The sequence below is a fragment of the Brevibacillus formosus genome, from assembly GCF_003013405.1.
GTDB lineage: Bacteria > Bacillota > Bacilli > Brevibacillales > Brevibacillaceae > Brevibacillus > Brevibacillus formosus.
In genome coordinates this window covers 166,629-188,716 of the sequence record NZ_PXZL01000001.1, presented here as the reverse complement: position 1 = coordinate 188,716, position 22,088 = coordinate 166,629, and the positions used below count along the sequence as shown (strand labels likewise).

The following is a 22,088-nucleotide window of genomic DNA, read 5'->3' as shown; positions in this document are numbered from 1 at the left end:
TTCCTTACGCTACATGCAGGGCTTTCTTTTTCCGTCTTAAGAAACGCAAGCTAACAAAATAAAGCAAAGATGCCGCTACGCCCAGCACGTAAAACTTGAGAAGCAGTGTAAAGGTATGCATAACGATTAAGAAAAGCATCATGGTTGCGATGATTCCAGCCACGATGTACAGCATTGCTTCCAGTAGGAAAAGGAGACTTCCCTTGTTCCATGGTAATCGCTTCATGACCCAATCAATGACGATAGATTGCGGAATCCCTAACAGAAATACCGTCGGGAACGTAAACATCGCAACGAAAAGAACCGAGGACCGATCCTGGAAATACAGAAGCGCAGCCCCAAACGCAAATAAAAAACTGGCCAGTATACCCGCGATAAACCTCTCAGCCATGTGGAACAATCACTCCTTGCTTCCTACACCTGCTCACGTATAAACAGGTCTGGATAGTTCAGAACCAACCCATTTGTATCGACGGTGATGTTCTCCACGAATGTTCCTGCTTGGTATCGATAGACGGAAGAGTCCTCTTTGCTTTCTAGCAGCGTATATTGCTGTTGCACTTGTCTGTACGTCAGCTCATGGGCTGAGAAATAGACTACTTGGATAGGCTGCGGTTCCCATGGAGAATACGACAAACGGCGGATTGGCAGTGTATTTGTAAAAGGTGTACAAGAAATATCAATATCGATACAGCCAACGAGCTCAGGAATGGGCTCACCCACCTCGTTTGTCCAATTTCCCTTGCCATCCGATGAAAGATGCAAAGCTCCCTCTTCGCCCATAATTGCCAGTGAAACCTCTCGCGTGACCCAATTTGAATCCAGGACCATTTCATATTGAATTCTGGTTAGGGTTGCGTCATCCAGCCTCCCGATCACCATGCTATTTACGTGGATTCTATTCGAGCCCTCCCGTATTCTCAAGTGCTCATATCCGACACCTGTCGTTGGTTTCCAGATAACATTCGTTGGTAACATGCGAATCCCCCCGATCATTTGTTCCCCTTTTCTCCATCCTATCACTTCTTGGATGAAAATGGTAGAGTCCTGTATGATCGGCTTCCCCAACGCATACCTAAGTACTCCATGGAATAGGATCATAGTACCGGAAAAGAATGGAAAGGGGAAAATCAATGGATAATCCCTCCTTCGCCTTCACACAACCTGACATGCTGTCCATTATTCGCAATGGTCTCCCACAAACCCACTCTCCCCTCAATATCATCATCGTCGGGGCGGGAATGGCTGGTCTTGTTTCTGCCTCGTTGCTAAAAGCAGCGGGACACAGCGTAACGATTTTGGAAGCAGCAGACCGGATAGGCGGCAGAGTTTTCACACTGCGCTCTCCTTTTACCCATGGCCAGTATCTGGAAGCTGGGGCAATGCGTATTCCCCACACACACGAACTTACCCTCGCATACGTGACGAAATTCGCTCTTCCCCTTCATCCGTTTATCAACACCTCTCCAAACGACATCATCTCAGTAAACGGCATTAAAACAAGACGTTGGATCTACCAACGCAATCCCGACATCCTCCGCTTCCCTGTAGCTCCCCATGAAAAAGGCCGTACTTTCAATGAATTAGCCGGGCAAGCCATTAAGCCTGTCATCGACTTCATCAATCTCGATCCAGCGAAGAATTGGCCCATCGTTGTCAAAAAATACGATCGTTTCTCCATGGAGCAATTCTTGCGATTCAATCCAGTTGGCCCTTCCTTATCCGCCCCCGCTATCGATATGATCAAGGTCATGACTGGCTTCGAAGGATTCCCTGAGCTCGCCTTTCCCGAAATTTTACGAGACTTCATCCTGTTCGATCCTTCGACACGCTTTTACGAAATAGCAGGGGGATTTGATCAGCTACCACAGGCATTTCTCCCACAATTACAGGACAATATTTACTTCCGGCATAAAATGACGCGAATCGGCCAGACGGGAAATCAAATGACCATTTCTGGCGTGCGTACCGACACAGACGAACTGTTTCAGATGACCGGTGATATCGCGATTATTACCATCCCTTTTACCGTCTTGCAGTTTGTTCAGGTCGAACCGTATGGCCTGTTCTCCTATAAAAAATGGAAAGCCATTCGTCAACTTCACTATGTTTCCTCATCCAAAATAGGCGTCCAGTTTTCTCAGCGCTTCTGGGAAGCTCAAGGAATAAGGAGCGGACAAACAGTAACAGATTCTCCTATTCGTCTCTCCTACTTTCCCAATCACGGGTTTGATCAGCCCGGCGGCGTCGTATTGGTTAGTTACACCTGGGAGGATGACGACCTTCCATGGCTCAGCATGTCAAAGGAAGAACAAGTTATGCAAGCGGTAAAGCATCTGGCTGACATTCATGGGGAGCAGGTGTACGATACCTTCGTTACGGGGGTCACACATAATTGGGCACTACAACCTCATGCTGCTGGTGCCTTTGCCTTGTTCAAACCGTTGCAGGAGACGGAATTTGCTTCCCACGTTGGTACGCCTGAAGGAAGAATTTATTTTGCGGGGGAGCATATCTCGAATGAATATCACGGCTGGATTCAAGGAGCGATTGAGTCTGCTGTGCGCGTAGCTGTAGAAATAGGGAGAAAATGAGCGGGGGTCTGTACGATGAAAAATTCCGTACATTCCCCCGCCGTTTGTCGACTACGATTTTTTTACGAATTCAACTCATACTCTTTTCGAAGCAGTGCCAGCTTGACAAGATCAATGTACATCCCATTTTCAAATTCCGTTTCTCGATGGATTCCTTCCACTTGAAAGCCAAATTTTTGGAGCAAATGGATGGATGCGGTATTTCGCGTATCTGCGTCAGCTTCTATTCTGTTTAAATGCATATGCGTAAATCCGTACGCGATGATGGGGCGCAGTGCTTCCGACATGATCCCTTTATTCCACCACGAAAAATTCAGATCATACCCAATCTCCGCTTTGTTATGTGCAGCATGATAATGTTTGTAGCCGCAGCTGCCAAGAAATTTTCCAGTGGAACGGTCCGTGACCGCCCACCTGAGTCCCTGTTGTTGTTCAAATAAGTCTCGATACCATCGAAGTTCATTTTCAGCATCTGTTCTCGATTGAAACCTCGCTATCCCTACATATCTCGCCACCTCTTCATGTGACAACACTTCAAAAATATCTTCTATGTCTTGCTGATCAGGTTGTCGAAGGATCAATCTGTCTGTTTCGAAGACAGGGAATTGATCGAACATCGTTGAATTACTCATGAGTAAAACCTCCTCGCAAACGTAGGATGGGAGTTTTTTGGTGCCTACTAGAGTATCTTACGAAAATGATATTCCATCTCTCCAGCCAAGGCTGCCGGAGTATCACCTGTTTCGCGGAAATCATGGGTATAAATCGTTTCAAACGGCTCAAAATCCGCTTGCTTATAAAACTCAAAGCAAGGGAACCCATCATGCGCTCCTTCGATCTGTACAAGACCATCCCTTTTCGCCGTAACTGATAATAAGTAGTCAACCGGAGGCGTATGCTCATTCAGGGGATTGCTCGCACTTGCGCTCATTTCAAAGCTCACTTCTTCATCTGATTTCCATATCATATTCCTGCACATAATGCCCTCTGTACTCGCTTTTCCTTTTCGCAGCTGCATCGAGCCATCCGGATTCGTGATTTTCTCCGTTGTGATTCCCGTGTTCTGATAAGTAAAAATTTCTTTTTTCATAAAGTCTACGACAACCTCTTGCTCCACTCTGGAACGCATGGTGTTAACGGCATACGGTGTAAATTCACGTGAATCGCCTTCGAATTGAATGACTTTTCCTGTTTGTACATCGATGTTAGGCTCTGTCCATGACAAGGGGATAAATACACTCGCTCTGATTTTGATCAGGTTCACCATAGCTTGCACCTCCATGAGTGATTGTTACTTCTAACTTCAAATTTTTTGCAATCAGCCAAATTGGACAGATTCATAGAGACGAGATGATAAACCCAAAATGGTAGAGTGCTTTTACTCCTAGCAGAACAAACAATAGGGAAAAGAGCGTGTACAAATTGATTGATAATCTCATTTACAGCATCAGGCACATCCACTAGATGCTCCCTAAACCTCTCTATGAATTTCCTTCATTTTCTTAATCGCGTTACAGTGACCGCCATGATATGATTTAAAAATACGAGAATTATCCAAGGATTACCACATAAGAATTCACATAACATCGTATGAGTAAGGTGGGATGATGATGTTGCAAGAGAATGCCAATGTTCATGCTCCAGACAGATGTATTTTTCTCGTTACGGGGATTATGGCTTCTGGAAAATCGACAGTAGCTCAGCTACTAGCTGAAAAACTGAATCGAAGCGTTCATCTGCGAGGTGATTCGTTCCGACGAATGATTGTAAATGGCAGAGAGGAATTTATGCCTGAGCCGTCAGAAGAAGCCATTCGTCAGTTGCAGTTGCGCTACAAAATAACAGCCTCTACAGCAGACACTTTTTTTGAGGAAGGATTTAATGTCGTTGTACAGGATGTTGTGATCGGCCCCTTATTGGGCGAATTTGTTAAAATGATTCGGAACCGTCCGTTGTATATTGTAGTACTCACACCAAGCGAAAAAGCGGTTGAAGAGCGAGAAGCTTCCCGTACCAAAACAGGATATGGTGCTTGGACGATTCCCCACCTCAATAAAATCTTGCAGACCGAAACACCAAAGCTCGGCATGTGGATCGATTCTTCCGAGCAGACACCTCAGGAAACTGTCGAGGAAATCTTACTCTCCATGAAAAAACCTGAGTTCGGTGAAATTCCGAACCCAGGCAACCAGATCGTCTAACTGCTTACACTGCGTACATCGTTGGCCAGAAGTACTCTACGCCTTCCGCGTACAAGAACGCTTGGAATTTTTTCAGCTCATCAGGCGTGTTTCGGACAGCGCGAGGAGTCAGGCCATATTGCAAGCAATAAGCTGTCAAATATCCTGCAACTTCACCGACGTTCCACTCTACTGGGTGGAGACGGAAGCATCCATTTGTAATATGTGTAACCCCAAGATTTTTGCCCGCTGGCAGCAGGTTATTTACGCGCACAGGGATTAGGCTGCCCAACGGAATTTGGAACGGATAGGTAGACACATCGACGTAATTGCGGTTTGCTGTGCTCGGATGCAAATCGATTCGGTAGCTACCGACTCCAACGGAATCTTCGAAGGCTTCTGCTTTGCCTGTTTTGCGGACAAATGCACTCACATGTTGCTCCAATACGGTGAACTCCGCTTTGATCCGGCGGGATTCACGAATATACGGATACATCGCCAGTCCATCCTCTGTTCCCACTACATCCTTGCGCAGTCGCAGTCCTGGATACCCTTGACCACCATCTGGGCGAGGGGCCTCTGTTTGCATCCAATACAGAAGGGAGAGACTCAGCTGTTTACCACCGTAAAGGTGACGCTGACGCTCTTCCTCTGGCACATCGATGATCGAGCCCAGCCAGTAATCATTTTGCGGCCAGTTAACGAGCGATACACCACTCTTGTACAAACCGGTTTGGAAGTTTTTCGGATCAGCAACCTGACGATACGTGAAGAGCGGAAAGTATTTAGTACCCGGGAACAGCTCATATCGTACAGATTCAGCAGTATTTCGCGGGTTGGAGCCTGTCCAGCTGAGCAGCTTGTCCGGCCAAAAATCTGCTTTGTAGTTTCTCCAGAAGTCATACGTTTCCGGTTTGGCAATTGTATGATCTTCTCCCTCCAAATAGTCCATGGCAAAGACATACGTAAACGCCTGAATATCATTTGGCTGCGGCGGTCCGACAACAGCATTTGGCTCTCCCGTTTGATCAACTGATTCAGCGCCAAGCACATATTCGACGCCGGCTTGCGGGAGAACATCTCCACATTCTGTCGCGTCCAAGAAATATGGTGCTACCAACTCATGAAAATCATGATGCTTCCTATCTTCGACCGTGATCGACAAGACATTATCGCCATCCATGCGAACGGCATGCAGCTTATGATTAGTCAGAATAGTAAGTCTACCACTGTTAATGTACGGAGCAAGCATCTGATAAAAAACAGCCAGTGCTACTTTTGGTTCGTGGCAAAGGCGACTTACGGAACCGTTACCAGGGTCAAGATTCGGGATGACGCGTGCTTCTGCCGTCATTGGGTAATGGTTGCGATAATAGTCACGCACGCTGTCACGGAATGTGCGATAGCTGCGCGTGCAACCAAACTGTTCGATCCATGGATGCTCATCTGGCGGTACCGCTTGGCTCGTAAATTGACCACCAATCCAATCGGTTTCTTCTGTCATAATGACTGATTTTCCTGATTTCGCTGCGGCCAGTGCTGCTGCGCAGCCACCAGTACCTCCCCCAATGATTACCACATCAGCATGAAGTTCTCTCATTCTATTTACCTCCACATTCTCTAATTTTTGGTTGTTTCTACCAGTTAATACGCAAAAAACGACAATAGGTTACAAGTTTCGCAAAAAAACTAAATATTTTTTCCATTAGCTACTACTTGTGCAAACTTTGACTCTGCATCAGTGACTCAAATTTGCCTAGGAGTTGCTCCCCCTTTTCATCCCCTTCCTGCTGTCTCTTGCCAAGCCAGCATTCCACATTTCCCCCCTGAAACTTAGTGTTTTTGGGTGAGATTGTCTTTGCAAAGTTAATAAAAATAAGAACACATGTTCCTATATAAATATATGAGAACAAGATGCGAACGGTCAAGAAAATTTTTCCTTTTATTTCTGTTATTTGTAAAACCATAGACGGTAGAGAGTAAACCAAAAGTGAATGTAAGCACAAAAAATCCCTTCAGCTCGACTTTCTCCAGCATGAAGGGACTTTTAAATCGTCTTTATTTAAACAAATTGATCGTGGTAATAATGATTGGCATCGCGAACACGTCAATCAGGAAGGCACCGACGATCGGAACGACCAAGTACGCTTTACGTGAAGGACCAAATCTTCCCGTTACTGCCGCCATATTCGCCATTGCGTTTGGTGTAGCGCCCAGACCATGTCCTGTAAAGCCAGCGACCATGACTGCGGCGTCGTAGTTTTTGCCAAGCAAACGGAACAGGACGAAAATCCCAAACAAAACGATGAATACTACTTGAACAAATACGATCACGAGCATTGGAAGCGCAAGATCTGCAACTTCCCACAGCTTGATGCTCATCAGAGCCATGGACAGGAAGATTCCGAGCGTCACGTCACTGATCAGGTTGATGCTCTTCATGTCGATTGCCTTTGGATTGAGCTTGTCTACGATGTTACGCACAATCACCGCTACAAACATCGCTCCCACATAACCTGGCAAAACAAATCCGGTGGCGGTCGAGAACAGCTCTCCCAAATACGTTCCCAATGCCATACAGAATGTAATCAACAGGACTTGGATGAAGAAGGTATTCGAGTGAATCGGTTGTCCTTTTTCTTCTACTGTCTCTACTACTTCTTCCGTTTCGGTCGGCTTCAGATCGTATTTGGCAATTAAATATTTCACAGTCGGTCCGCCAACCAAGCCCCCTGCTACGAGACCAAAGGTAGCTGCTGCGATCCCAATCGCCAACGCAGATTGAATACCCATATCCTCAAGCGTTTGTCCAAAAGCGCCAGCAGCCCCATGTCCACCTTCCATGGAAACAGCTCCTGCCATCATCCCGATCAAAGGATGAATGCCGAATACGGAAGCCAAAGACACACCGATTACGTTTTGTGCCAAAGCCAGAAATCCACAGGCGATCCAGTAAATAACGAGCAGTTTACCGCCAAGCTTGATCAGCTTAAAGCTCGCTCCCAATCCAACAGTAGTAAAAAACGTAAGCATGAACAAGCTTTGCAAGGAAGTATCCAATGTAATTTGTAAAATTCCGGTCGCTTTCAAAGCCGTTGCAATGATAGCGAACAACAAGCCCCCAACCACTGGTGCCGGGATACAAAACTTTTGCAAGAAACTAGCCTTTTTTACGAGGAATGTACCTAATACGAGAAGTGCTACTGCGAGAAAAATCGTCGTTACTTGATTAAGTGCTAACGTCATAGTTGTCTCCCCTTAATTCTCTAGTAATCCCATGATGGCTTCATTCGTCAAGTAAGCACCTAACTTTACTGTTCGTCCGTTTTCATCTAAAACCGGATTCACTTCACAAATATCAAAAGAAAGCGTTTTCTTATGAGCGGCAACGGTACGGATCAAAGTGCGAACAACCATTGGTGTTAAACCAAAAGGAGATGGAGCACTTACTCCCGGTGCAAAAGCTGCGTTTAAAACATCTGTACATAGCGTCAGCATGATATGATCGTGTTTTTCGATGAATTCGCTTACAGATAAACCAATTTCATCCATTCGTGCGTCTATCATCTCTTCTTCATACACATACTGCACACCAAGCTCATCTGCTTTATCAAATAGCTCTTGCGTATTTCCGAAGCGCTGAATCCCCAACACAAAATAGCTGCTTTTTTTGTCATGCTCCAGTATTTGCCGAAACATCGTCCCAGATGAAGGCTGAACTTCATAGGAACGCAAATCGAAATGAGCGTCAATATTGATAATGCCCAGAGAAGCCTCTTTTCCAATATGCTTTCGGACACCGATGTAATGTCCATACAATGTCTCATGGCCTCCGCCTAAAATAATGGGCGTCATGGATTTAGAAAAGATGGCAGAAACGGCATTCCCCAATTCTTCCTGGGCAGCTTCTAGCTCTTCGTTTGGACAAGCAACATTCCCCACATCGACAAGCCGTTTTCCCTCCTCCGCTTTCCAAGGAAGGCTTGCAAGCGCTTGCCGAATTGCGTTTGGAGCTTTGGCTGCACCTAATCGTCCTTGATTGCGCCTCACTCCCTCTTCACATTCAAACCCAATGATAGCGACTGTGCGATCCTTGGCAGCTTGCAATGTATCCAAGTCCGTTATTTCTACAATCTGATGGTAGCGAAAACTGCTTCTTCTCTCCGTATGGTCAGTCCGGCCGGTCCACAAATCTGCTGATACATTCTTTGGCAAGCTATTCATCCTTTCTGAACCTTTTGTTTATTGATTATATAATGACAAACTTATTATTTCTAATATATAATTCAAATAAATTGATAGCTTGAAGCTATAAATGAGGGCAGGCGATCCAGTTGGACATCAAACATTTGCACTATTTTGTGACAGTTTGCGATCAGTTGAGCTACTCCAAAGCCGCACAAAAACTGCACATTTCACAGCCTTCCTTAAGTAACGCGATCAAAAATCTGGAGCAAGAAGTCGGCTCTCCACTGCTCGAGAGAAATACGAGAAAAATGGAATTGACGGATGCTGGTAAAATTTTGTATCAGAAATCGTTGGTGCTTCTTTCCCAAATGAACATACTGAAAAAAGAAATGGAAGAAGTAAAGCTGACTGGCAGCGGCGATCTCATTATCGGCATCATTGAGTCCGTGAAGCATTGGATTCCAAAAGTCATTCGCGGATATCAGGGGCGTTTTCCCTCTATTAACATCAAGCTAATCGAGGTGCTGAGCGGGAAAGCTGTAAAGGAGTCATTGCGGAAGTATCATACGCACTTGCTCATCACCAACCAATTCATCGATGAAGAAGATATCGAATCCTTTCCTCTGTATGATGAGCGCTTAATGCTGGTGCTGCACAAGGATCATCCGCTGGCGGAAAAGGAATCCGTTCGATTGAAAGACTTGGCTAGTGAGCCATTCATCATTAGTACAGAGGGATTTCAGACGAGGGAGGATATTTTAACGGCCTTTTCGTTTGAACTAGTGAACCCGCAAATCAAATTTGAGATTGAGCGCTTTGAAACCGCGTTAACGTTAGTGAGGGAGAATCTGGGGGTTACGATTATTCCGGAGAACTATTTGTCTGGATCAACAGATGCTTCGCTTGTTCGGAAAACGATTGATTCTCCTGCGTTAGAGCGGACGGTTTATTTGGCGTATATGAAAAATCGTTATTTGGCCCCAGCGGTGCAGGCTTTTCTAGAGGAAGTTCGGGGGAAGTTTCCCTCCAAAACATAGCCAATACCCTCTACATCACATAGAGGGTATTGGGTTGCTACTTCTGAGGAATCGTCACCGTTAACTCTTCTTCCGTATCCTTCTGATAATCTTTCTTCCAGTAGAGGAGCTCGGTTTCACTCATCCATTCGAGTGGGAAGTAGTCCGTGTGATCATCGGCTTGAAGCAGCTTTTCCTGCTTCATGGTAGACAAATCATACAGCCATATGTCTTCTGTCTCTTCGTCTTCCATCCCGTATTTTTCTTTAGCAACTCTCCCACTTAATAAAGAAAATGCTGCCCATTTCGAATCTGGTGAGAAATGGAATTGGGAAATATACGAAAAAGGCTCACTCATTTTATCGTTTGCTACCTGATAAATTTGTCCGCCGCGATGTCTGCTCGTTCCCGTATCCAATAAGAGATACTCAGAATCGGGAGACCATGTAAAGAAATAGCGGTCGATGACAGCCTCTTTTACTGGGGAGGGTGAATCGTTGCCAACCTTCCAAATGTATGCCTGACCATCTTCAGTAGTCCCCTTATAATAGGCAACTGCTTGAAAGTTCGGCGACCATTTGGCGTGAAATGTATCCTCGTTTGTATACAGCTTCTGCTCGATCTTGTCCATTTGCTGCCATGTTTCCGGATTCACCTGTATACTTTCGGCCTCCAAGGTTGCCTGTGGATAAGTAGCGGGATCAAAAAGATGATAGTAATACTTGAAGCCGTCTTTTCCAAATACTTTTACATGGTGAGTCGAACGTTCATAGTAGCGGGCGGCTCGGCGATCCTCGTCCTTGTCCGGTAGGTGAAACGTGTATTCATCCTCTTTCCACTCCCCCTGATATGTTCCCCCTTTCACTTTTTCTATTTCACGGATTTTATTGAGTACTTGATAAGGAGACAGAGGTTCTTTTTGTTGTTCTTCCACTGGTTGCTTGGCAGGTGCTGTTGTGTTTGGGCTAGAGAGTGGAATTGGTTCAGATGTTGGTTCTTTCTCCGTTTCTTGATTTGGTACGACGGATGGAGTAGGGCTTAGTTTTGCTGCGGCCTCTGTTGTTTTGTCGGTATTCTCCGATGCTATCGGCTGAGGCGGTTCCTGCTGACACCCGGCTATCAAGGCGAACATGCAGACCATCGACAGCCATTTTATTTTGTTCGAAGCTTTCCTCAATGGTTACACGCCTCCAAGTATGGTAAAAAGTAGATTGGACGCATTCCGATTATACCAAAAGCATTACACAATTCCCTCTTCTTTATATATAATTGGGAAAGTCTTGTAAATATTTAAAAGCAGGTGATCCTTTGGTTAATGTAGGCGATGCTCCCTCTACCTTTTTTGTGTTCCTCCCGGTCCTTCTCATCTTATTATTGAACGTGATTAATATTGTCATCAGTATTTGGGCATACCGTGATGCGAGGAGACGAGGGAATAGCAAGGAGTTCTCCATCATTGTGCTTATTGCTTTATTGTTTTTTCCGATCATTGGGTTGATTGTCTATTTGGTGATTCGGAAAGATAAGTATTGAAAAGTAAGGAATTCTATTTTCCTTACTTTTTTATTTTCTAGGAAAACCAAACTCCATAAAAAAAGCAGTCGAACAGGATAAGCTTCCTGCTCAACTGCTTTCTAAGAAAAGAATAGTTAGTCTCTCGTCACATTGAGGATCAGATCGTTATCAAATCCACCGATCGAGATATCAGAGTAGCATTTGATCATTTCTGTTAGCATCACCTTTGCTTCCAGCCTGGATAATGGTGCACCCAAGCAGAAGTGGCAGCCTTTACCAAAGGTTAAATGCTTGTTGCTATTAGGTCGGTGGATATCGAATTGATCTCCCTGTGCAAAGGTATTTTCATCACGATTGGCAGAACCGAGCCATGCCATGACGATTTCGCCTTTTTTCATCAAACTTCCGAACATATCCGTATCCTCTTGAACCTTGCGCATCAAAACCTGTGCTGGCGGACGGAAGCGCAACACTTCCTCGATCGCTTGATCTACCAGCTGCGGATTCTCTCGTAATTCACGATATACGCCTGGTCGATCCAGTAAAAAGCAGTAGAAAACACTGAACAAGAGCGTACTTGTCGTTACATTTCCAGCGAGCAGCAAGCTGATTGCAATATCAATAATCTCGGGGTCAGATAGTTTTTGGCCTTTATATTCTGTTTGCGTTAAGTCGGATAGGAAATCTTTTGCCGGGTTCTCTCTTTTTTCTTGAATGATCGGAGAGAGATAAACGGCCATTTCCTTCATAACTTCTTCCTTTTTGAGGTTAATATCCTCATACGTTTCGCGGGTCCCGGAAGCAATGAGAACATCGGACCATTGCTTGAACAGCATCCAATCACTAGAAGGTACACCGAGCAAATCGGCAATGACAATCACCGGCATCGGGGTTGCAAGATCACCTAAAATTCTGATGCTTTGCTTTTCTTTTACTTCCTCTAGCAAATGACGTGAAATTTCTTGAATACGCGGCTCCCACTCCTGAAGTGTTCTGGTTGAAAAGGCCTTTGTATAGAGAGCTCTTCTTTTTCCATGATCAGGCGGGTCCATCTCTGTGATGCCCTTTTCTTTCAATGCGAGGGAACCAGCGATTCGTTTGCCTGTATCACTTGAAAAGAGGTGATAATCGGTTAGAACACGCTCTACATCCGAATACAGAAATACATTCCAAACCTGTTGCTTTTCATCATAATAGACCGGGCTATTTTTTCTCATTTCTGCATACCAACCGTACGGTTCAAACTGTTGTTGCAGATTCTCGGCACCTGATATTTCATTAGGGAATACTACTTTATTCATTTCATTCACTCCTTATTTAAATAAGTAGGTAATGGCTGCAAACTGCTATTCTCGGTAGGACTTGATTTCCTCTATCATGGTATCCAGGAGTTTTTCTATTTGCCCAACGTCTGTATTCGATTCAAAGAAGGAAATATTGAGGGTTATGCAATCTCGATACGTACTGACTCCAAGCATCAGTCCTGGTGCGTAATAGGCTGGCGAGACGATATACGCCCCTGCGACTTTCACATCATCGAATGTTATCTGACTTGTACTAATCATACCAAAATTTGATAATATTGGCGTGCTTTTTCCATCTGCTAAAATTTGTTTTCTTACATCCTGAATGATCTTCAAGGTGTGATCGAACTCGAAATTTTCCACAAAGGCAAACGTATTTACCGCATCATGCAGAATCTCTTTATTATCGCGTTGATTCTTCATGAATTCGGCCACTTCTTTCACCTGATCTGCAAATGTCCCTGTTGCTTGATTCATGGTGGCGTGAACTACGCCAGACAGATTGTAAATCGCATCTGCCTTGCCCTTGGGTAAGAATTTTCTTACATTAACTGTCACCATGACTTTGACTTGCTCAGCTGGAACATTCTCCATCTGTTGATATAAAGCCCGCATGTAGGCAGCCAATAACACATCATTTACCGTGAAGCCTTTTCGTTTAAATCCTTGCGCCAGCTCCAGCCACTCTTCGCGCGGTATTCTGCGAATGGCTTGTCTCCTTATAGCTGGTTCTCCGGGCGTAAAAGGAAGTGTTGGTCCCTGCGGTTCTGGAGCTTGCGGCATCCCGCCATTTGGGATACCCATCTCCTTGAACAAACGGCTCTGATCCCTGCCCTCAGGGTTTGACTCGGGAACGTAGCGAGGGTTTTTGGCAAGCTCACTATATAGCGAAGCTAACAAGTGAACATACTCGATCAACCCTGCACCATCACTGCATAGATGATTCAGTTTGATGCAAATGATATCTCTGGCCGAGGTCCGCAGAATACGAACTTTGACCATCGCATCAGCATCGATGTCCATCGGGCTCGACAGCCACTCCTGAATGGCTTTCTCTTCAGAATCGGATTCACTGAGAAGTTGCAAGGAACACCAACCGCTTGACGCCAAATCGCTGCGTCGCTCCCAATAGGGGCGGACTGAATCTTTTATAAAGCGGCAACCAATAATAGGTTCAGCAACGGTGCTTGCCTCCATCGCTTGAAGCAAACGCTGTTGATTCACATGTCCGTCCATTTCCAGCACCATTTGAAGCTGGCAATCGGAAAGATAACTGACCATGTAATTAAACCTGTCACTTCCATTAGCAGGCAGTCGTTGTGGGATTGCCATGTTCTGATTGACCTCACTGACATTCATTTCTTACACACCCCTTCAACAACAATTTTTAAAAGAAAAACATAAGGGATTCTATCGAATGGAAATCTTGTATTCTTCTAACCACATATTTATCTGGACGAGGTATTCGATCAGCTTTGTTGATTGAGCGAGATTCATAGGTGCTTTGCCATCCAGTACGAATTGGATCACAGACTTATTAATCAAAGGTAATAGAGGGGAATTAGGATTCGCTAAAATCTGTTTCATATGGTCCAAAATTGCATGGTAATACTCTGGATGATAGGTCATCGGATATGCGCTTTTGTTGCGGTACAATACTTCATGCGGCAAATATCCTTTGTACGCTCTGCGAAGCAGGCCTTTTTCGATTTGATCAATATTTTTTACTTTCCATGGAACATTCCATAAATATTCAACCAGACGGTAATCACAATAAGGAACACGCACTTCAAACCCCGTATACATGCTCATTCGATCCTTGCGATCCAAGAGCAGTGGAAGAAAACGTGTGATAAAGAGGTACGACATTTTGCGCTGTTGAGCTTCCAGAGCTGTCTCCCCTTCCAAAGGATGTACCTCTGCAATCCCTTCTTCATACCGCCTGCGAAGATATTCTTGTGGGCGAATCTTTTCGATGGCATCTTCATTTAAAAATGAACTCCACCCGTCATGCTCCATCCAAGGGAATTTGCCTGAATTCAAGAATTTCTCCTTCTGAAACCACGGATACCCGTTAAACACTTCGTCTGCCGATTCACCTGATAGCGAGACCGTCGCTTTTTTCTTCATTTCCCGGCAGAACAAATAGAGCGAGGTATCCGTCTCCCCTAATCCCGGAAGATCACGCGCTCTCAGCGGCATATGAAAATGAGTAATCAGATCTTGAGCGTTGAAGGTAATCTCTTGATGCTTCGTTTGTACATGCTCTGAAACTGATTTCGCCCATGGCGCATCCAAGCTAATGTGGAGCAGGCCCTCTTCAAAATGCTGATCATTGTCAACAAAATCAACCGAATAGGTTTGCAACGTCTTCCCTTTTTTACGAAGCTCTTCAGCGGCTAAAGCCACTAAGCCACTAGAGTCCAAGCCGCCAGACAGCATACTAACTAGTGGCAGGTCTGAGATTAACTGGCGTTGTACCGTGTCTTTCAGCAGATAGCGTATCCTTTCTGTCGTTGTATCCATATCATCCGTGTGCACCTTGCTCTCCAATTTCCAGTATGGTCTTGTCCTGATTTGATCCTTCGTGACTGTTACACAATGTCCAGCTCGAACCTCATTTACATTGCGGAATATGCCAAATCCAGGCGTTCTCGCCGGACCAAGTCCGATAATATCTGCTAACCCATCCGCCTCAACTTCTGGCTTCACTTTTGGATGGGCGAGTAAGGCTTTCAGTTCAGAGCCGAACAAGAACGAGCTCCCTCGTTGACAATAAAACAATGGTTTTACACCCAAGTGGTCACGCGCTAAAAACAAGCGATGATTTTTTTCATCCCAAATGGCGAATGCAAAAATTCCATTGAGATGACGGACGCATTCCTCTCTCCATTCCAAAAAAGCGCGCAGTAATACTTCCGTGTCGGAATTGGTTTGAAAGGAGTGTCCGAGCAGCTCTAACTGGCGGCGCAGTTCCAAATAATTGTAGATCTCGCCATTAAACGATAAGACACACGTCTGATCTCCTTCTCGGTAGACCATTGGCTGCTTGCCGCCTTCTGGGTCGATCACGATCAGGCGCCGATGCGCAATCGCTGCTCGAGGAGACAACCAATATCCCTCTTCGTCTGGCCCGCGATGCTGAATCGCTTGAGCCATTTTCTGCAAAATAGCATGCTGGGATGACAAATCGTCATCCCAATCAAGCCATCCCACAATTCCACACATAGTAACCTCTCCTCTTGTTTGCAAATTTAGTGTTGGGGATGATACGTTATTACATTGACTAGCTCGCTTACCTTTTGCTCCGGGTTTGCTACCAATCCTTCTAAAAGAGTATTCAAGTGTTGCAGCATACTGCTAATCTCCTGATCGTTGAAGAAGCGTCGATAGTAGTTGATATGCAGGACTAGCACTTGTTCATAGAAAAGGATTTCCACTCGCAATGGATGCTCCGTTTGAGCGATAGAATCATAGATGGTAGCGCCAAGGACATCATTAAATCCTCTAAACACGGAAGAGAAATCTGGGAGCTGTTCGCTTACCAGATAACTGTCAAACAAAAGCTGATCTCGTGGGATATCGCACCACTCGTATATTTTTTTCAGCGGCGTGTACTCGTACTGACTCGTCTCTACTACTTTGGACTGCATGTTTTGGAGCCAAGACAAGAACCTCATGTTTTGCTCGATATTCACGCGAATGGGCAGAATATTGAAGAAAAGCCCGACAGAATGTTCGACCTCCATCATCGCTATGCTGCGGCCGGAGAAGATCGTCCCAAATACAACGTCTTCCTTGCCGCTGTAATGATGGAGCAGCAATGCCCAAGCCCCTTGTACCAATGTATATGGCGTCAGATGATACTTCTTGGACAAGGATAACAGCGCCGAGGAGACTTCTGGCGATACGATGAACCTTTCTTGAGAATAAGGAGGCTCGTCGGCAGAAATATTCTTGCTGCTCGCTTGCGCCCACTTAAGAGTGGAGCTGGTCATTCCTTTCAGATTTTTCTTCCAAAACAGCTCGGCATCCGTTAAGTTCTGCTGTCTTTGCAGTGCAACATAATCCCGGTAAGGATATACAGGCACAATATCAATCGCCTTCCCTTGGGAAAACGCTTGATAATATTCAAATAGTCTTTTAACGATTAACGTATAGCTCCAGCCATCCTGCAACATCAGGTTGAAGACATAAATAAAGTAGTAGACATCCTCTCCTACTTGAATAAGAGCAAGATGCGCATGCGGTGCTTGGACCATCTCAAATCCTTGTTTTCTTAGCTTTTGAATATAAGATTGCAATAGTTCTTGCTGATTTTCTTCCGGAATGCCACGCCAATCTTCCTGCTTGATGTGGATATCCACTTTCTCATGCACGATCTGCATCGGTTCATCCAGCTCTTCCCAGACGAAGGAGGTTCGCAAGGCAGGGAATTGTTGGATGAGATGCTGCCATGCTTGCTCAAAAGCAGCTACATGGAAAGGACCACCCTCTATCCGAAAAGCATGATGAACCACATTCAAACCAGGTTCTGGATGATGTTTGTATCGATAAAGCATATTCTCTTGCATGATCGTCAGCGGATAAACATCCTCCATGTATGGATTGTCTGTTTTTATCCGATCCAGCTGATGCTTATCAAGAGTTGGTAACTCTACTGCTGTTACCGTTTGCTTCGCACTTTGAGTGGAAGCCTCACCTACAACCTCTGCCAGTTCAGCTATGGTCTGGAATTGGAAAATTTGCTGTGGAGTCATTTCCAACCCGAGTTGTTTTGCTCTCGCAACCACTCGAATGGTATGAATGGAGTCGCCACCCAATCCGAAGAAGTTATTATGTATGCCAACCTTATCCAAGCCCAATATTTCAGCCCAGACATTGGCAAGAATGTTTTCCGTCTCCGTCGTTGGTGGTACAAAATCTCCTTCCATTTCCGGCACTTCCATAAGCGGCGCAGGAAGCGCTTTGCGATCCAATTTTCCATTCATGTTCACTGGCATTTCCTTGATAAACTCAAAGATAGACGGAACCATGTAATCTGGCAGCTTATCCCGCAAATAACTGCGCAGCTCTGGAATGAACTGGCGAGCAATTCTGTCTGTCAAAGGATCGTTCGCATACGTTTCGATCGACTGGTAGTTTTTCGCTGGACGGCGCCACGCGGTGACCACTGTGTTACGCTGTCTTTTTTCTAGTAAATGCTCAGGTCGGAGCACAGCTTCATAGCTGCCATCCTCGCTATCACCCATCCAAGCGATATCCACACTGTATCGAAGCTCAGCGCCCAACCTCCAAAGCTCCTCTGGGTCTATTCCAGTGCCAGGGTGGTTCTGATCCGTTCTCAGCTCTTCCACCGTTTTGGTTTTGAGAACATCTCTGTCAGTAAGCAACGACTGGTATCGATTCGCCCTGTCCAACCGCAAATTAGGGATATTCGTAAGCCCTAAGATTTGCGGTTTATACTTGGTCATGATTTGACGAAGTCCATCAATATTTTGGAGCCCCTCCTCATGCCAATCCAGCCATGAAAAGTCTTCAATCGTCTGCACTTTTTTGCCGAGATGAAGAACAACATCATAGCGATAGCGAGTTAATTCGTTATGATGGCTACCACGCTTCAGCTTGATTTCTACATGGCTGATTTGATGCAGTTGCTCTTGAAGCGCATAGAAAAATGCAGGATCAATAACTAGCTCCTGCTCTTGTCTCATTCGCTTTTGCACACGGCGCTGCAATTGATCGGCGGTCAACGTCGCCGGAGACTTTTCCAGCTCAACCTCAGTGAGGAAGGTTTGCAGCAAAGAAAGATTACGAACATCACCGACAAAGATTGCCCCTTTGTCATTCATGGCGTGTATGGCCTTTTTCAGCACATCCAACAGGTAGCTCGCATCCGGGAAATACTGCACCACAGAGTTGAGCACGATCACATCGAACTTCTGTCCCTTTAGTCCACTAAAATCATCCGCATAGCTCTTACGCAGTGTGACATTGGATAAATCCTCTCTTTGGTTGATCAGATTCGCAGTAATATAATCCAACGCCATCGACGAAAAATCCGTTCCCCAATACTGTTCACAATGAGGCGCAATTCGAGATAGTAACAGCCCTGTACCGCACCCGATTTCGAGTACCTTTTTCGGTTGCAAGGCAAGGATACGATCCACCGTCGAATTGACCCATTCACGCATTTCTTCCGCTAAAAGAGGCTGGCCCGTATAACTGCTGTTCCAGCTGGTAATGTTGAAATCGGCTTCATATTTGTTTTCATCATCATAGGCTTTATCAAAGACATCCTGCCATTCAGATACCTGTTCCGCAGGAAGTGCTTCTTCTGTTGCCATTTTCAGTTTTTCCTTGGACTGTGAATCTGGCACGATATAAGATACCAACTGCTTATGCCCTGGTCGCAGCTCGGATTCATGAACGATCACAGCCGATTTTTGTACATGTGGATGTTCATCTAATACAGCTTCAATCTCACCCAGCTCGATCCGGAACCCTCTTAGTTTGACCATAAAATCGATTCGGCCCAGATACTCGATTGTTCCATCCGGCATGTAACGTGCCAAGTCCCCTGTTTTATAAAGACGCGCTCCCTCTTTTTTGCTAAACGGATCAGGGATGAATTTCTCTTCTGTCAGCTCAGGCCGGTTATAGTATCCGCGAGCCAGTTGCACACCGCCGATATGCAGCTCGCCGGCAACACCGACGGGAACAGGATTCAGATGCTCATCTAACAGATAGATTTGGGTGTTTGCCACAGGGCGTCCAATCGGCACCGATCTAAGCTTGCTTCCTTTTTGACACGCCCAGTACGTGACATCAATCGCCGCTTCTGTAGGACCATACAGGTTGTGCAACTCCGCATCGAGACATTCGAAAAAACGCTCCTGCGTTGAATAAGATAAGGCTTCCCCACTGCAAATGACTCGTCGTAGCGTATCGCAGCCGCTAATTTCCGACTCCTCCAGGAACACTTGCAGCATCGAAGGAACAAAGTGCATGGTGGTAATTTTCTCTTTTTTGATCAAACGTGCCAAATAAGTCGTATCTTTGTGACCTTCTGGACGAGCTACTACCATGCAGGCGCCCGTCATTAACGGCCAGAAAAATTCCCATACCGACACATCAAAGCTGAAAGGCGTCTTTTGCATTACCCGATCGGTTTCATTCAGTTGATATTGTTCCTGCATCCATAAAAGTCGGTTGACGATACCGCGATGAGCATTCATCGCACCTTTTGGCTTGCCAGTAGAGCCTGAGGTGTAAATCATGTACGCCAAATTATCGCTGTTGACTCCGCTTGCAGGCGCCACATGGCTCTCCATGCTGATTGTCTCCCAATCTGAATCGAGGCAAATGAGTTGTCCGCCGTATTCAGGGAGCGTGTTCTTCAGCCCCTCCGCAGTCAAGAGGAAGGAAGGATTCGCATCCGTGATCATAAAGGCAACCCGATCCTGCGGATAGCTTGGGTCTAGGGGTACGTAGGCTCCACCTGCTTTGAGGATACCTAACAGCCCAATAACCATTTCAAAGGAGCGCTCCATATAAATGCCCACAAGCGTTTCCGCTCGGACACCCTGTTTCCGGAGATGGTTCGCCAGTTGATTCGCCCGTTGATCCAATTCACGGTAAGTGAGTTGCTCCTCTTCAAATATAACGGCTGGCGAATCTGGTGTTTTGGCAGCCTGCGCTTCAATAATTTCATGTAGGCACATATCTTGCTGTGGGTAGTACGTCTTCGTATCGTTCCATTCAACCAACAGCTTGTGCTCTTCAGCAGCCGTTAAAATCGGCAGATCAGCAATCGGCTGGTTCGGATTCGCGACAATACCTGCCAGCACGATAGAAAAGCTTTCTAGCATACGACTGATTGTCGATTCATAAAAAATATCGGAATTGAACTCAACGTCTAGGTCGAGGATATCTCCTTTTTCTACAACCTGAATCCAGAGGTCAAACTTGGATGTGTTGTTACGGAACTCTTCAAATTTGACTAAGGAAAAGCCTAATGCAGACATGTCCGATTTTTTCGGCATAGGAAAGTTCTGCAACACAAAGCAGACTTCGAATAGTGGATTTTGACTCATATTACGATCAGGCTGCAATTCATCCACTAATCGTTCAAATGGTACGTCTTGATGCCTGTATGCGCTGTTCGCTGTTTCTCTCACACGTGACAACAGCTCTCTAAAGCTTTGATTGCCGGAAACATCTGTTTTGAGAACCAACGTATTTACAAAAAAGCCAACCAAATTCTCCATTTCCACTCGGTTGCGGTTCGCTACGGGCACTCCCACCCGGATATCATTTTGTCCGCTGTAACGGTGCAACAATATCTTTAACGCGGTGATCATGACCATATACAGCGTGGCATTTTCTTGCTCGCTCAGCGCTTTTATGGCATGGGAAAGGGAAGAGGGAATTTGTAGTTTTAGGCTCCCTCCTTGAAACGTTTGGATGGGTGGTCTTGTACGGTCTACTGGCAGTTCTAACGCGCTGCTTTCTTTTCCAAGTGTTTCTCTCCAGTAAGAAAGCTGTTTCTCAAGCACTTCTCCTTGAAGCCACTCCCGCTGCCAGATGGAAAAATCAGCATACTGGATCGGAAGCTCAGGCAATGGGGAAGGCTTGCCCGCGAGATATGCCTGATAAAGCAGAACCATCTCTCTAAAGAAAACCCCGACTGACCATCCGTCTATGATAATATGGTGAACGTTCAATAGCAGAATATTCAAATCCTCGCCGAGTTTGAATAAAGTAACACGCAGCAAGGGTCCCTTGGTTAGATCGAAAACATACATGCTTTCCTCTTTCGCGAGTCGGCGAAACTCCCCCTCCCTCTCTGACTCAGGATGTCCTGTAAGATCGACGATGGGAAAAGGAATTTGCAAGGCAGGAGCAATTTGTTGATACGGCTCCCCATTTGCGACTTGAAAGGTGGTTCGTAGGGCTTCATGGCGCTTCACTATCTCATTAACGCACTGCTCCATGATGTTTGTGTGAAGCTCACCCGACAGATGGAAGGCGGCAACCACATTATAAGCTGGACTGTTTGGTACCAACTGGTCTAAAAACCATAGTCTTTGCTGGGCAAAAGAGAGGGGCACTAAGCCCTCTCTTGAACGCCGCGGAATTCCAGTCTTTTTCGTCTCTAGCTTTGAGCCTTTCAGCTTCTCCAGCAAGGCCAGTTTCTTCTCGGAAAGCTTCGATCTGCTCTCGGCAAGTATCTCATCTCTTGATTTAGCTGATTCCTTATCATTGAACATCGGATTGCTCCTTCCCACA

Annotated in this window: 16 protein-coding genes; 4 read left to right on the top strand and 12 right to left on the bottom strand. The window is 45.6% G+C overall.

Annotated elements, in window-relative coordinates; translation table 11 throughout:
* Nucleotides 1–4: 4 nt before the first annotated feature.
* A complete protein-coding gene (locus tag C7R91_RS00745) occupies nt 5–391 on the bottom strand; it encodes a hypothetical protein (protein ID WP_047068471.1) in 387 nt (128 codons plus the stop codon).
* Between the two features lie 23 nt (nt 392–414).
* The gene (locus C7R91_RS00740) at nt 415–978 is read right to left on the bottom strand and encodes a putative glycolipid-binding domain-containing protein (protein ID WP_047068628.1); all 564 of its coding nucleotides are present in this window, start codon (nt 976–978) and stop codon (nt 415–417) included.
* A gap of 155 nt (nt 979–1,133) precedes the next feature.
* Between C7R91_RS00740 and C7R91_RS00735 the strand changes: the two genes are divergently transcribed.
* Nucleotides 1,134–2,594 (top strand): flavin monoamine oxidase family protein, encoded by a 1,461-nt coding sequence (locus tag C7R91_RS00735; protein ID WP_047068472.1) that lies wholly within the window; start codon nt 1,134–1,136, stop codon nt 2,592–2,594.
* A gap of 62 nt (nt 2,595–2,656) precedes the next feature.
* On the opposite strand, the gene C7R91_RS00730 is transcribed toward C7R91_RS00735, so the two are convergent.
* Nucleotides 2,657–3,226, bottom strand: a complete 570-nt coding sequence (locus C7R91_RS00730; protein WP_047068473.1) for a GNAT family N-acetyltransferase — start codon at nt 3,224–3,226, stop codon at nt 2,657–2,659.
* 47 nt (nt 3,227–3,273) lie between these two features.
* Entirely contained in the window at nt 3,274–3,861 is a 588-nt protein-coding gene (locus C7R91_RS00725) for a DUF3238 domain-containing protein (RefSeq protein WP_047068474.1), read from the bottom strand.
* 340 nt (nt 3,862–4,201) lie between these two features.
* Here C7R91_RS00725 and C7R91_RS00715 point away from each other — a divergent pair, with 340 nt between their 5' ends.
* Nucleotides 4,202–4,795 carry an AAA family ATPase gene (locus tag C7R91_RS00715; protein ID WP_047068475.1) on the top strand — a complete coding sequence of 198 codons (594 nt, stop codon included), beginning with the start codon at nt 4,202–4,204 and terminating at the stop codon, nt 4,793–4,795.
* Between the two features lie 4 nt (nt 4,796–4,799).
* On the opposite strand, the gene C7R91_RS00710 is transcribed toward C7R91_RS00715, so the two are convergent.
* The 3 genes from C7R91_RS00710 to hutG form a co-directional block, all read right to left on the bottom strand.
* Nucleotides 4,800–6,374: an FAD-dependent oxidoreductase gene (locus C7R91_RS00710; RefSeq protein WP_047068476.1), complete on the bottom strand. Its 1,575-nt coding sequence runs from the start codon at nt 6,372–6,374 to the stop codon at nt 4,800–4,802.
* Between the two features lie 458 nt (nt 6,375–6,832).
* Nucleotides 6,833–8,020: a sodium/glutamate symporter gene (gltS, locus tag C7R91_RS00700; protein ID WP_047068478.1), complete on the bottom strand. Its 1,188-nt coding sequence runs from the start codon at nt 8,018–8,020 to the stop codon at nt 6,833–6,835.
* Between the two features lie 12 nt (nt 8,021–8,032).
* On the bottom strand, nt 8,033–8,998 hold the full coding sequence (hutG, locus tag C7R91_RS00695) for a formimidoylglutamase (RefSeq protein WP_047068479.1): 966 nt from the start codon (nt 8,996–8,998) through the stop codon (nt 8,033–8,035).
* 110 nt (nt 8,999–9,108) lie between these two features.
* Here hutG and C7R91_RS00690 point away from each other — a divergent pair, with 110 nt between their 5' ends.
* Nucleotides 9,109–9,999: a LysR family transcriptional regulator gene (locus C7R91_RS00690; RefSeq protein ID WP_047068480.1), complete on the top strand. Its 891-nt coding sequence runs from the start codon at nt 9,109–9,111 to the stop codon at nt 9,997–9,999.
* Between the two features lie 37 nt (nt 10,000–10,036).
* Here C7R91_RS00690 and C7R91_RS00685 read toward each other — a convergent pair whose 3' ends face one another.
* The gene (locus C7R91_RS00685; protein WP_047068481.1) at nt 10,037–11,155 is read right to left on the bottom strand and encodes a hypothetical protein; all 1,119 of its coding nucleotides are present in this window, start codon (nt 11,153–11,155) and stop codon (nt 10,037–10,039) included.
* A gap of 131 nt (nt 11,156–11,286) precedes the next feature.
* Between C7R91_RS00685 and C7R91_RS00680 the strand changes: the two genes are divergently transcribed.
* Nucleotides 11,287–11,511, top strand: coding sequence for a PLDc N-terminal domain-containing protein (locus tag C7R91_RS00680; protein ID WP_047068482.1), 225 nt, complete (start codon nt 11,287–11,289; stop codon nt 11,509–11,511).
* Between the two features lie 116 nt (nt 11,512–11,627).
* On the opposite strand, the gene C7R91_RS00675 is transcribed toward C7R91_RS00680, so the two are convergent.
* The 4 genes from C7R91_RS00675 to C7R91_RS00660 are packed head-to-tail and all read right to left on the bottom strand — an operon-like array spanning nt 11,628 to nt 22,069.
* On the bottom strand, nt 11,628–12,794 hold the full coding sequence (locus tag C7R91_RS00675; RefSeq protein WP_047068483.1) for a cytochrome P450: 1,167 nt from the start codon (nt 12,792–12,794) through the stop codon (nt 11,628–11,630).
* 45 nt (nt 12,795–12,839) lie between these two features.
* Entirely contained in the window at nt 12,840–14,156 is a 1,317-nt protein-coding gene (locus C7R91_RS00670) for a condensation domain-containing protein (RefSeq protein WP_047068484.1), read from the bottom strand.
* A 51-nt stretch (nt 14,157–14,207) separates the two neighbouring features.
* A complete protein-coding gene (gene asnB, locus C7R91_RS00665; protein WP_047068485.1) occupies nt 14,208–16,025 on the bottom strand; it encodes an asparagine synthase (glutamine-hydrolyzing) in 1,818 nt (605 codons plus the stop codon).
* A 26-nt stretch (nt 16,026–16,051) separates the two neighbouring features.
* The gene (locus tag C7R91_RS00660; RefSeq protein WP_047068486.1) at nt 16,052–22,069 is read right to left on the bottom strand and encodes a non-ribosomal peptide synthetase; all 6,018 of its coding nucleotides are present in this window, start codon (nt 22,067–22,069) and stop codon (nt 16,052–16,054) included.
* Between the last annotated feature and the right edge of the window lie 19 nt (nt 22,070–22,088).

Coding starts and splice junctions, on each gene's coding strand:
- C7R91_RS00745 (WP_047068471.1), bottom strand. CDS start 391: ATGGCTGAGAGGTTTATCGCGGGTATACTGGCCAGTTTTTTATTTGCG.
- C7R91_RS00740 (WP_047068628.1), bottom strand. CDS start 978: ATGTTACCAACGAATGTTATCTGGAAACCAACGACAGGTGTCGGATAT.
- C7R91_RS00735 (WP_047068472.1), top strand. CDS start 1,134: ATGGATAATCCCTCCTTCGCCTTCACACAACCTGACATGCTGTCCATT.
- C7R91_RS00730 (WP_047068473.1), bottom strand. CDS start 3,226: ATGAGTAATTCAACGATGTTCGATCAATTCCCTGTCTTCGAAACAGAC.
- C7R91_RS00725 (WP_047068474.1), bottom strand. CDS start 3,861: ATGGTGAACCTGATCAAAATCAGAGCGAGTGTATTTATCCCCTTGTCA.
- C7R91_RS00715 (WP_047068475.1), top strand. CDS start 4,202: ATGATGTTGCAAGAGAATGCCAATGTTCATGCTCCAGACAGATGTATT.
- C7R91_RS00710 (WP_047068476.1), bottom strand. CDS start 6,374: ATGAGAGAACTTCATGCTGATGTGGTAATCATTGGGGGAGGTACTGGT.
- gltS (WP_047068478.1), bottom strand. CDS start 8,020: ATGACGTTAGCACTTAATCAAGTAACGACGATTTTTCTCGCAGTAGCA.
- hutG (WP_047068479.1), bottom strand. CDS start 8,998: ATGAATAGCTTGCCAAAGAATGTATCAGCAGATTTGTGGACCGGCCGG.
- C7R91_RS00675 (WP_047068483.1), bottom strand. CDS start 12,794: ATGAATAAAGTAGTATTCCCTAATGAAATATCAGGTGCCGAGAATCTG.
- C7R91_RS00670 (WP_047068484.1), bottom strand. CDS start 14,156: ATGAATGTCAGTGAGGTCAATCAGAACATGGCAATCCCACAACGACTG.
- asnB (WP_047068485.1), bottom strand. CDS start 16,025: ATGTGTGGAATTGTGGGATGGCTTGATTGGGATGACGATTTGTCATCC.
- C7R91_RS00660 (WP_047068486.1), bottom strand. CDS start 22,069: ATGTTCAATGATAAGGAATCAGCTAAATCAAGAGATGAGATACTTGCC.